This window comes from Ureibacillus sp. FSL W8-0352, assembly GCF_038004345.1.
Lineage (GTDB): Bacteria > Bacillota > Bacilli > Bacillales_A > Planococcaceae > Ureibacillus > Ureibacillus thermosphaericus.
Genome location: NZ_JBBOQT010000001.1, coordinates 694,740 through 706,371, shown reverse-complemented (window position 1 = coordinate 706,371; position 11,632 = coordinate 694,740). Strand labels below are relative to the sequence as shown.

At 34.2% G+C, this 11,632-nt stretch carries 10 protein-coding genes, 1 pseudogene and 2 riboswitches; of the genes and pseudogenes, 5 read left to right on the top strand and 6 right to left on the bottom strand.

The window, feature by feature from the left end; all coding sequences use genetic code 11:
* The first annotated feature begins 365 nt into the window (after positions 1–365).
* The 5 genes and pseudogenes from NST98_RS03600 to NST98_RS03580 form a co-directional block, all read left to right on the top strand.
* Positions 366–2,357, top strand: a complete 1,992-nt coding sequence (locus tag NST98_RS03600) for a methyl-accepting chemotaxis protein (RefSeq protein WP_340714461.1) — start codon at positions 366–368, stop codon at positions 2,355–2,357.
* Between the two features lie 349 nt (positions 2,358–2,706).
* Positions 2,707–3,831, top strand: coding sequence for an IS4 family transposase (locus NST98_RS03595; protein ID WP_340714460.1), 1,125 nt, complete (start codon positions 2,707–2,709; stop codon positions 3,829–3,831).
* Between the two features lie 195 nt (positions 3,832–4,026).
* Complete coding sequence (locus NST98_RS03590) at positions 4,027–4,491, top strand: DUF6843 domain-containing protein (protein ID WP_340714459.1); 465 nt, start codon at positions 4,027–4,029, stop codon at positions 4,489–4,491.
* Between the two features lie 67 nt (positions 4,492–4,558).
* Positions 4,559–4,714: a hypothetical protein gene (locus NST98_RS03585; RefSeq protein ID WP_340714458.1), complete on the top strand. Its 156-nt coding sequence runs from the start codon at positions 4,559–4,561 to the stop codon at positions 4,712–4,714.
* Positions 4,707–4,967, top strand: a pseudogene (locus tag NST98_RS03580) (IS110 family transposase); the annotation flags it as partial. The gene NST98_RS03585 and the pseudogene NST98_RS03580, both read left to right, overlap by 8 nt.
* A gap of 367 nt (positions 4,968–5,334) precedes the next feature.
* Here NST98_RS03580 and NST98_RS03575 read toward each other — a convergent pair.
* The 6 genes from NST98_RS03575 to NST98_RS03550 form a co-directional block, all read right to left on the bottom strand.
* Positions 5,335–6,495 (bottom strand): cation:proton antiporter, encoded by a 1,161-nt coding sequence (locus NST98_RS03575; RefSeq protein WP_340714457.1) that lies wholly within the window; start codon positions 6,493–6,495, stop codon positions 5,335–5,337.
* Positions 6,496–6,711: 216 nt separating this feature from the next.
* Positions 6,712–7,338, bottom strand: coding sequence for a thiamine phosphate synthase (gene thiE / locus NST98_RS03570; protein ID WP_340714456.1), 627 nt, complete (start codon positions 7,336–7,338; stop codon positions 6,712–6,714).
* A complete protein-coding gene (gene thiD, locus NST98_RS03565) occupies positions 7,331–8,146 on the bottom strand; it encodes a bifunctional hydroxymethylpyrimidine kinase/phosphomethylpyrimidine kinase (RefSeq protein WP_340714455.1) in 816 nt (271 codons plus the stop codon). The genes thiE and thiD overlap by 8 nt, the downstream gene beginning before the upstream one ends.
* A 2-nt stretch (positions 8,147–8,148) precedes the next feature.
* A complete protein-coding gene (thiM, locus tag NST98_RS03560) occupies positions 8,149–8,895 on the bottom strand; it encodes a hydroxyethylthiazole kinase (protein ID WP_016837841.1) in 747 nt (248 codons plus the stop codon).
* Positions 8,896–8,974: 79 nt separating this feature from the next.
* Positions 8,975–9,076, bottom strand: a riboswitch (TPP riboswitch).
* A 59-nt stretch (positions 9,077–9,135) separates the two neighbouring features.
* A riboswitch (TPP riboswitch) is annotated at positions 9,136–9,238 on the bottom strand.
* Positions 9,239–9,377: 139 nt separating this feature from the next.
* Positions 9,378–10,031, bottom strand: coding sequence for a reverse transcriptase-like protein (locus NST98_RS03555; RefSeq protein ID WP_340714454.1), 654 nt, complete (start codon positions 10,029–10,031; stop codon positions 9,378–9,380).
* 800 nt (positions 10,032–10,831) lie between these two features.
* Entirely contained in the window at positions 10,832–11,626 is a 795-nt protein-coding gene (locus tag NST98_RS03550) for a carbonic anhydrase (RefSeq protein ID WP_340715662.1), read from the bottom strand.
* Positions 11,627–11,632 lie beyond the last annotated feature (6 nt).

The following is an 11,632-nucleotide window of genomic DNA, read 5'->3' as shown; positions in this document are numbered from 1 at the left end:
AATAAATACAATTACTATATAAAAATTTTGCGGAGGTAATGTTAAAAAGTTATACATTTGAAAACTTTTTTCATCATTTAATAGTTAAAAATTCTTGGACAATTCTGATAGTATTATCCTAAAAATTCTCAAAATTCAACCCTTTCAATTCTATGTAAAGATTTTGAAATGTTTGCAACAAAAAGATAGTTTTATCAATTATATGATGGGAAATTTCAAAATATCCAAAATTTATTAAAAAATATATGAATAAAGTAGTATATTATTTTTTATTAATTTATGGTTTCATATAATCGGTAAATACTACTTTATTCGACAATCTTTCATCCAAAGATTGTCATAATATGTAAATTGGAGGTTGAAAAATGAAAATTTCCATTCGATGGAAAATTATTGGGATAGTACTTCTCGTCATTGTAATTGGTCTAGGTTCCCTATCAACAGCAAGTTCCATCTTAATATCATCTAAAACCGAAAATGCAGTCATCGATCAAAGTGATGTATTAGTTAAAGAATTAACGCATTCCATTTCAACTTTTATTGATGGTTATGAAAAAAGCATTTTAAAAATGACTTCAGACCAAGGTGTATTAGATTATTATAATCACTCAACAACGTTTAATGATGAAGCTGATCAAGCTTTTCGGGAACAATTAAAAAAATATTTAAACATTTACAACTCTGCTTCGTCCATTTACTTTACAGATGCAAATAAAATTATCACTGAACCACATTTCGATGAAATTTTTGATTTAGATGTAAATACCCGTTCATGGTATACTGAAGCAATTGCAAACCCAAATGAAGTGTTATGGTCCCCTCCGTATGTAGATGCTTCAACCGGGGAATACGCAATTGCAGGTTCAAAAGCAGTAGTGGAAGGAAATAAAGTTCTAGGTGTATTAGGAGTAGATATTTTACTATCAAGTTTGACAGAGGAAATCTCGAAAATCGATTTAGGCTTTGAAGGATATCCAATTATTTTCGATTCTTCGGGAGTTGCTATTGTTCACCCGACACTAACGGGGGAGAATTTAAGCAATCTAGAATTTGTTGAAAAGATTTTAAATGACGAAAATCAAAAAAATATTTTAAGAACGACAATTGATAATCGAGAAAATGTGATTGTTTATGAAAAAATTCCGACTTTAGGATGGACAGTTGGTGCTGTTTACAATGTAAAACAATTACATAGTACAGCAAATAGCATTCAAAATATGATTATTTTATTTACATTCATCATCTTAATCGCAATCTTTTTCGTACTGTATTTCAGCATTTCAAAAATTATCAAACCAATTTATTCCTTATGTACTTCTATGGAAAAAGTTGCACATGGCGATTTAACTGTACATATCGATACAAAGAGACATGATGAAATTGGTGAATTAGCAAAACATTTCAATAACATGCTTGAAGAAATGAAAAAAATCATTGGAGTTGTTCAATCATCTTCAAGACAAGTGGAAGATCGTTCTCATCACTTAAGCGCCCTTGCTGAAGAAACGAATGCTTCCAGTGTAGAAGTAACAAATGCTGTGCGAGAAATAGCTATAGGCGCCACACAATCAAGTGAAAACGCAGATCAAGTAACTGTTTCATCAGGGAAATTAGGAGACAAAATCAATCAAATGACAGAGCAATCGAAAGCGCTCAAAGGAATTACAAATGAAGCGAATGAATTGAATAATGAAGGACAAGAGAAAATGGACAATTTATTAAATTCCTTTGAAAATTCGAAATCAGAATTACACAATATGTCTATCTCTGTGTCTTCACTGGAAGAAAAAATTCATGCGATTGAATCTGTGATGGATACAATCTCTGAAATTTCGCAACAAACGAATTTACTCGCTTTAAACGCAAGTATTGAAGCAGCTCGTGCAGGCGAACATGGTAAAGGATTTGCTGTTGTAGCAGAAGAAGTACGTAAACTTGCCGAACAATCGGCTAAAGCAACGGAACATGTCAAATCAACAATCCATGAATTGCAGCAAGAAGCAATTTCCGTCGTTAAACAAATGAATGAAATGCAAGATACATTCAAAGAACAAGGAACAGTTGTTGAAAATACAAGTATACTATTCCAAAATCTATCATCGTTAATTTTAAATATGGAACATACTTTTAAAACTGTTACGGAAGAAATCGATAGTATCATAAAATATAAAGATCGAGTTGTGGAAACCATTGAGGAAATGTCCATGACAGCACAATCAACTGCAGCAGCTTGTGAGGAAGTAAGTGCTGCTAGCGATGAGCAATTAAGAGCAATACATTCTGTTGCTGAAGCTTCAGAAGAACTAAACGAATTAAGCAAAGAATTATCAAAAACTGTAAGCAGATTTAAAATATAATAATAAAAACATACTAACATTAGTAGTACAGACCTAGGCCAAGGTTTGTGCTACTATTTTTGGCTATTCGTAAAATATACTAGAATCTTAGATTAATATAACTTTAACAAATTTATTATAAAATCGTAAAATATAGTGGAAATTGGTATAATTAATAGTGTAAATATAACCAATATGGGAGAGATAAGAATGACTATCTACGATTCAGTCGAGATCACTAGCGTCGCATTAAAATAATTTAACACCTTCAAATAAACCGAATTTTCTGAAATATAATCTAAACACAAAAAATCCTTTATAATGGTTGGGTGGTAGTAAACCATCCAAATCCAATACAAAGGACAAAAGCATGGATAAGTTTACACGAAAAACATCATTTGAACAATGGTTTTCACCGATTAATCGTCCATTATTTGACGACCTAGTGAAAACACATCAATTAAATCACTATACCAAGAAGCTTTATATGGCTTCATTTATGAAACTGCTTTTGTATGCCCAACTCCATGAAACCGAGAGTTTACGGGCGTTGAGTGACGCTGTCTTTTTAGAAGAATTACAACGAGCAACGGGATTGGAATCGATTAGTTTTTCACAGTTAGGGAGACGAATCAACGCCATTCCAACGGTTTTCTTTCAATCGATTTTTCTCGATTTAGTGGCACAAATTCATCGGAAAACCAATTTCCAAACAAGAAGAAAAGTGACAACGCCTTTGAAAATCATTGATTCGAGTACATTACCGCTTAATTTGACCAATCATAAGTGGGCAGAGTTTCGAAAAACAAAATCAGGAGTAAAGCTTCACTTACGACTTGTTTTTATGGAAAAAGGACTCTCCTATCCAGATAAAGCCGTACTCACGAATGCCAACGAACATGATCGTGGTCAACTAGAAGTATTCGTGGATGACAAAGAATGCATGTACGTGTTTGATCGTGGTTACTTGGATTATGGGCGCTTTGATCAAATGACGGAAGATGGCTATTTCTTTGTGACCCGTTTGCGTAAAAACGCTGTTGTCCGAGTGTTAGAATCCTTTTCGTTACCAGAAGATTCACCCGTATTCTCTGATGAAATGGTTGTCATTGGAACACCACAAAATCGTTCTGAAAACGTGTTTCGCTTACTCAAATTGCATGATACAAAAGGAAATGAGCTTCATTTACTGACAAATCGGTTTGACATTGACGCAGATGAAATTGCAGAAATCTACCAATCACGTTGGGCAATCGAACTTTTTTTCAAATGGATGAAACAACATCTGAACATTAAAAAGTTTTTTGGTCACAGTGAACAAGCTGTGCATCATCAAGTGTACGTAGCCATGATAGTGTACTGTTTGAATGTTTTAGCTCAGTTGAACACGAATAGCGAACGCAGTTACTTACAAATTAGTCGCTATTTGAAGGCTTCTTTGTGGAAATCCGCTCACATTTGGTTACGAAAAATCGAAGGAAACGGCGTCCCATAAAGGTTTGCCAGTCGTTGTTGCACAAGTCATAGGTTATAGTAAAAAAATGGATGTTTACTACCCTCGCTTAGGTGTTTTCGTTTTTTCTCTAAAGTCCAGAAAAAAATAAAACTGAAAATTCAGACATCATTTATGCGACGGTAGTGTAATAATATATTAGAGGAAATGATTTATAGCGTTAAGGAGTCAACTTGAATGAAAAAGTTTGCATTTGGCATAGTCGCTGTTGGTATTGTCATTGCATTTGCATATTGGGTATTTGCAAACAGTGATTCGCCAGACTATAAAGCAATTAACTATTATCTGCCCGAAAGCTTCAAAGGATGCGCAGTTATTGTATATGATCAAGTCGATGCGCCAGCATTAACCATTTCTGATGACAAAGAAGTGGACGTTGTATTTGATGAAAATGGCGTTATGAAAACATCTTCACCAAGTAATTTTGGATGGCAAAGCGAGGGCAACTCTGGCTTCCATAAATCCCATTATTTCTCTGGTGGAGAGCTTTTAGCGGAAGATGATATATACAGTCACAATATAGGTAGCATTGAAAGCGATAAGACATCTGAAATTCAGTATGAAGCAATATCTGTGAAGGTTAAGGATGCTTGTCAGGCAGAGGTTGTAGCGCAAATAATTGAAAAAAATGTACAACAATAGGTTGTATTTCTCGTCAAAAAATCTCCTTTATCTAATGTAAAAAAACTGATAAAGGAGGTTTTTCATTATGGTGAAAGTTGATTTACGCATTAAAACGTGGATTCCCCAAAAAGAAGTTCATTTTAATTCTGACCAATACTATTCGTATCGATTCGAAGGCGATAATCGAAGTGAAAGCTTTAGCTCCACTAAATACCGCACGTATCAACGATTCTATTTATAAAGACAAGATTAATAAAAGAGGAAATAACAAACTTAGAAAGATTCTATTTTACATGATCCAGACCATGATCCAACTACGGAAAAATACACAAAATCATATTGTAGATTATTATGATAAATTAAAAACGCAACCCCAGAGGAAACCTCATAAAGTTGCGTCCATAGCATGTGTGAATAAGTTCTTGAAATCGGCTTATCACCTTATCACACATAATCTGAAATACGATTACGAAAAGGCAACAATGCATCAGTAATCGTAAGTAAGATTATATCACAAAGACCTGGCGAAAACAATGGAAATCGTGAGGTCTATTTGTCATGCGAAAATTTATTTTGGAAGGAAGGGGTACCCCTTCCTTCCAAAATAAAATCTATGTTAACCAAATTATTTAATAAAAAACACTTGACTAGAGGTAAGAAAGGGGCTGTCCAGAAAGTCGAACACTTTCTGAACAGCCTTACTTCTTATAGTAATATTCTCTTAAAAACTTTGCTCCTGCGGTGGTCACATCAAACGCGCCTCCTCGTCGCAATTTATCTGCGGCGAAAGCGATAGCGACAGCCGCAAAGGAGACGTCTCAAAATGACTTTGATATGCCCCCTTTTTATTTTAATTATTTATTATGCTTGTTGCGCTTCTTCCCGTTTACCGAAGATTAGCTTTAATAATGGTGGAGTTACTAAAGTCGTAATAATGATGACTACAATCATTGCGCCATAAAACTCTTGAGATAATATGCCGCCAGTTAGTCCAATGGAAGCTAAGATTAATGCAACTTCTCCTCGGGAAATCATGCCTGCCCCAATGCCTGCCGAGGATCTCCAACCAAAGCCACAAACTTTTGCTCCAAGACCGCAACCGATAAATTTTGAAAGCACGGCAATAATAGAAAATACAATAATAAATACAATTTGATCTCCAATTCCATCAAAGCTCATTGGTAAACCAATGTTAATAAAGAAGAACGGTACAAAGATGCCATATGCAATTGGTGAAACACCGTGTTCAACTTCTTTTGCATATTTTGTTCTACTAATAGCAACCCCCATGAAATATGTACCGATAATGCCTGATACCCCAAGGAAATCAGCAAAATAAGCGAAGGCAAACAATAATATTAAGCCCGCAGTAACAATCGGTTCAGTAATTTTAAATCCTTCAAAGAGATGCATAAACTTCGGCACAAGATATTTTCCAACAAAGTAAATGACAATAAAGAAGATAATTTGTTGAGCAATTACCCATGCAATATTTGTATCCGAGCCCACAAAAAATCCAATTGCAACAGCAATGAGAATTACTACAATTACATCATCGAGAACCGCTGCTCCAAGTAATGTAGCTCCTTCTCTACTATTTAACCATCCAATTTCCCGCAATGTTTGAACGGAAATACTTACGCTCGTTGCTGCGAGTAATAATCCTAAGAAGACCCCTTCAGAAGTTGGAATTCCAAATATTGGTGCAGCTCCCCATCCCATTAAAATCGGCATAATGACCCCTAAAACTGCCACTAGAGTTGCTGCTTTGGCATTTTTATTTAAGCTTTCTAAGTCTGTTTCAAGTCCAGCAAGGAACATTAATAATAATACTCCGATTTCACTGAACACATGAATTAATTCCGTTTGTTCTATCCATCCAAGAACAGCCGGCCCAAGAACGATACCCGCAATGATTTTGCCTAATACGGATGGTTGTCCTAGGCGAATGCTGATTTGACCAGCTATTTTCGCAACGAGCAACACGAGTACAATTTGTAAAATAAATTCAAATACATCCACAATAGTTACCCCCTTGTTGTAATAATAGATGGATGCAAAAAAAGACATGGTGGTAGCCTTGTTGACAGACTCCACCATGTTTTGCTCCATATTCAAATACGTTTACTATTATAAACGAATTATATTATTATGTAAATTCCTTTTTTTCAGTTTATTTTTAAATTTTGTTATTCTATTTTGAGAAAAGTTACGATAGAATTACTTATTGTTATGATGTTACTTTCCCTTAAATTGCTGGACTGTCTGACTGCGATTATTGCTATTGCATATAGCGGAAATGACTGCTACTCCGTCAGCTCCTGCTTCTAATACCATATGTGCATTGAATGGAGTAATCCCTCCAATTCCGACAATTGGGAAATTCGGATACATTTTCCTTGCGTCCTTTAAAAAATCAACCCCAGCTGGCTTTTTGGCATCAGGCTTCGATTTCGTCTCGAAAATTGGACCAATCCCTACATAATCTGCCCCTCCTTCGACAGCTTTCACCATTTCTTCTTTATTATGAACGGAAACACCAATTATTTTGTGTTGAAACTTTTCGCGAATTTCTTCTATCGGTGTATCATCTTGACCAACGTGAATGCCATCTGCGTCGATTTTTAATGCAAGATCCACATCATCATTCACAATAAAAGGAACTCCATATTGCTTACAAAGGGATCGACATGCTCTTGCAAATTGTTCTAATTCTTTCCCCATTAACGGTTCTTTACCTTTTTCCCTCAGTTGAAAAATCGTAATACCTGCTTTTAAGGCATCTTCTAGCACTGATAGCGGGGACTCATTATTACAATTCTCGTTACCCATTATGAAGTAAACAGCTAAATCCGTTCTATTCAACAATTTCCACCTCTACTTTAGCACCAAAACGGTGAGCAAAGTGATTTGTTGGGCCATGTCCACGTCCGATATTTAGTGGATTTTCAATTGCCATTTGAACAAATTTTTTCGCTTCGATAACGGACTCTTTTAACGAAAGCCCCTTACCTAAATTTGCTGTAATAGCTGCAGAAAAAGTACACCCTGTTCCATGGGTATGTTTCGTATCAATTCGTTTTGATTTTAATTGAAAGAAAGAGCCGTCTTGAAAAAAGACCGTATCAACAGCAGATGGACCTTCCAAATGTCCGCCTTTCATTACTACACAATTAACACCAAGTTGCAAAATCTTTGCTGCTGCTTGTTGAATGTCATCTGCTGTTTCAATTTTCATACCTGTGATTTTCTCAGCTTCTGGAATATTAGGCGTTAATACGGTTGCTATTGGCAATAATTCATTTTTCATCGCTTGTACGGCCTCTTCTTGCAATAACGCTTGCCCACCTTTTGCAATCATCACTGGATCAACGACTATTTGAATATTTTTATCTATTAAATTTTTTGCAATCGTTTTAATAATATCTGCAGAAAATAACATACCTGTTTTTAATGCTTTCACTTCAAAATCTTGTAAAACTGTATTCAATTGTTGTTCCACAAATTCAGACGTTGCAGGATAAATACCTTCTACGCCTAATGTATTTTGAGCAGTCAATGCGGTAATGACAGATGTACCAAAAACATTTAGCTCCTGAAATGTTTTTAAATCCGCTTGAATGCCAGCTCCCCCGCCGCTATCTGAACCAGCAATTGTCAAGACAATATTCACAGTTATTCACCTCTTGAAATTTGATGTAATCCATTTAATATTTCAACTTGGAAGGAACCAAGGTATTTTTCTTTCGAAGCATTTTCAGCGACTTTTTTATAGTCAGCTAATACATTTCGAATATTTTCAAGTTTTCCTCCATCCAACGTTAATGCTGCAGCACAAATAGCACTTAATAAACAACCTGTTCCTGTAACTTGAGTCATTAACTCATGGCCACCACTAACTGGATAGTGTTCTATACCGTCAGTCACGAAATCTTCTTTTCCAGATACAGCGACAATTGCACCATACTTTTGAGCAGTTTCCTTAGCAACAAGGGTAATATCCATTTCTCCTTCTCCACTATCAACTCCTTTTGCTTGCCAATTAATTCCCGCAATTGCTGCTAATTCTCCAGCATTACATCGGATTAAATCAAATTTAATCTCTTTTAATAAATTTTTTGTAATTTCTTTACGATATGTTGTAGCCCCCGCCCCGACAGGATCAAGCACGACAGGAATGTTTAGTTCATTTGCTTTTTTGCCAGCTAATATCATTGCTTCTACTGAATTTTTATTTAATGTACCAATATTAATTAATAATCCGTTTGCAATAGCGACCATGTCTTCTACATCCAATGGCTCATCTGACATAACTGGTGAAGCTCCAATTGCAAGCAAACCATTTGCAGTAAAATTCGTTACAACGGTATTTGTAATACAATGAATTAATGGATTTTTTTTTCTTATTTTGATTAAGCTCATATATATCCTCCTATAATTGTAAAAATTTATGTAAAGAAAAAAGCTCCTTTGCACGGCGCAAAAGAGCTTTGAAAATAGAACACAATCTTTCATTGCTCCCTACGGCAGTGCTAACTGCATCAGGTTCTAAGGGTTAGGTGATATCACCTTCTCAGGCACTTGGCCACCCCTGCAATTATCATATGAAATAAAAAAACTCTCCAAGTTTGGAGAGCAACAATACACATAATCATAATTCATACGATAAGGTATTTTGCTCCCTACGGCAGTACTAGCTGCATCAGGTTCTAAGGGTTAGGTGATATCACCTTCTCAGGCACTTAGGCCACCCCTGCAAAATTTAATAATTTTTTAGTTGTTATGAAAATTATAACACATTTTCATTTTATTTTTTCAAATAATTTAATAGAATTTAAAAAGATTGCTAGATAAAACAGCTAAATCACTTAAATTCTAGATTGAATGTCACAAGTTTTTCTCGATTAATCTAACTCTATTTTTCCTTCAATTATGGTATTATTCAATGCTTGAGTTGCTAATCGATCGGCTTCTTCATTCCCTTTTCGCGAAACTAATTCAAATTCAGGTTTAATTGCTAGTTGATTTAATTTTTCATCAATTTTATTCGCCCAATTTGTTAATTCTTTTTCATAAATAGGCCATTCTCCACTCATTTGATTAATAACAACCTGTGAATCACCAATGAATCGAACAGTTTGATGATGAACGCCTATCACTTCTAACTCTAGAATACTTCCGTATAATGCCGCATATTCCGCTTCATTATTAGATCTTAAGCCAAGTTGCATTAAATTTTTTCTAGTTCGATAAGATTTTCCGTTTTGTTCAAAATATATGGCAAATCCTAAACCGGCTTTTTGACTTTCTAAATCATAACCACCATCAAAATACACTGTCACATTGGATGGCTCAGTTTCGATTTCCTTTAAATATTTTTTTATTTCTTTAACAGACCATGTACTGTCATATTGATCAATAAAGGTCATATGTTTTACTTTTCCGGTTTTCTTTAATTCTTCTGCAATCAATAGGGCTTGAACTGGCGGCATTTCATCTGATCGAAAAGTTGTTTCCAATCCTTTATGATGATACGTCCATTCAATGGTTATTTTCATGAATATAACCTCCCTGTTCCTGTTTACTTCAACAATTCGATATGTGCACTAATGTAGGCTTTGGTTTTTAATTTTTTTTATGAAATGTAATCGAACATAACGAAACTTCAATCGCTTAATTCGATTATACATGATACGAAAAGATGAGCGGATGTTTGAATAATCTTCAATGAAATCGAGAATGACATGTTCAATCATAATGAAGAACCATAATGTAAGGAAAAGAACAAGGATTACACCATCAAATAATTTTGTGACTATCAAGTAATATGAATAGAAGAAGTATTTAATCGTTATAAAGATGAAGCTAACTGTGATGATAACTATTGGAATATATCGAAACAACAAAGTTTTTTTTGTGAAAACCATAAGGAGAAAACTTACAATACAACAAATCAAGACAAATATTACAGTTAACATATTAATAATCATTCAATTCACCTCACTATGCAACTGGATGAAGGAAATTACCACTTTTTTGTTATTTTTTTCCTTTAATAACAAAAATATTCAATAACGTGAGGCATTTTTAAAACAGTAATCATAAAACGATTTATGAGCTTAATTAACACAAAAAGGAGCGATACCGCCCCTTATTCTTTAACCATTTAAAAAATTCAAAATAATCAACCTGTAGAATCACTCCCTCACTTTATTACTACAGCTGATTAAAACCATGAATGCTCAGAAAGTAGATGAGAAACAAATTGCTGTATTGAACCATAAAATATTCAACATATTTATAAAGTGCATTTCAATGTCAATCATTCATATGATATGAGGGATTATATTTAGAATATTTAATTGATGGTTATTTTAAAAATTTTCCTGTCATTCTTTGGTTGTATAGGTCGATTCGTATGACCGAAAACATCTCTAAACATAGTAATTTGTTCAATTGAAAATTCGATTGGCTCTTCTAATACAATCCAGTCAACCCCTTCTGTACAAGGAGGTGTCGTCAAAGAACCGGAATAGTAATACCCTTCCCTTACTTCAGGAATTAATTGTAATAAATTGAATGAATCCATTTCTTTTTCATTCATATTTTCATCTTGTATAAACTTCCATATTTCTTTAATTGCTTCGTTTTCTTCTCCAGATTTTATAAATACCGCTATTACAGCATGGTCGCCTTTTTCATTTTCGTGTACGAGATGTAATTCCATATCATAGTTTTGATTTTCGATTTGATGTTCACTTGGTAAATGGAAATGGAAGGAATGAAATTTGTATTGTTCATTATCAACCGAAATAAAACTTGTATTCGATTTCGAATATACTTTAAACTGATTTCTTTGTTTTATTAGTACAACAGGTTCCTTTTCATAATGTATGTTGATTTTTGGGGCATCTTCAAGAAGAACATTCTTGTATTCAATTTGTATAGGTGATTGCATTGTTCCTTTTTCACAAGCATGAACTTCCAATTCTTTTGAAATCTTTTTTTCTTCATCAGTATAAGAAACTTCTTTGAATGTATAGTCATTTTCTCCTGGTGATTGTTCAATAGTTGATTTTTGATAAGATAGATAACCAACTACACCAAGGCACAATGATAGCAAAAAAATCACAATATAATAGTTTAACTTCATCAATAT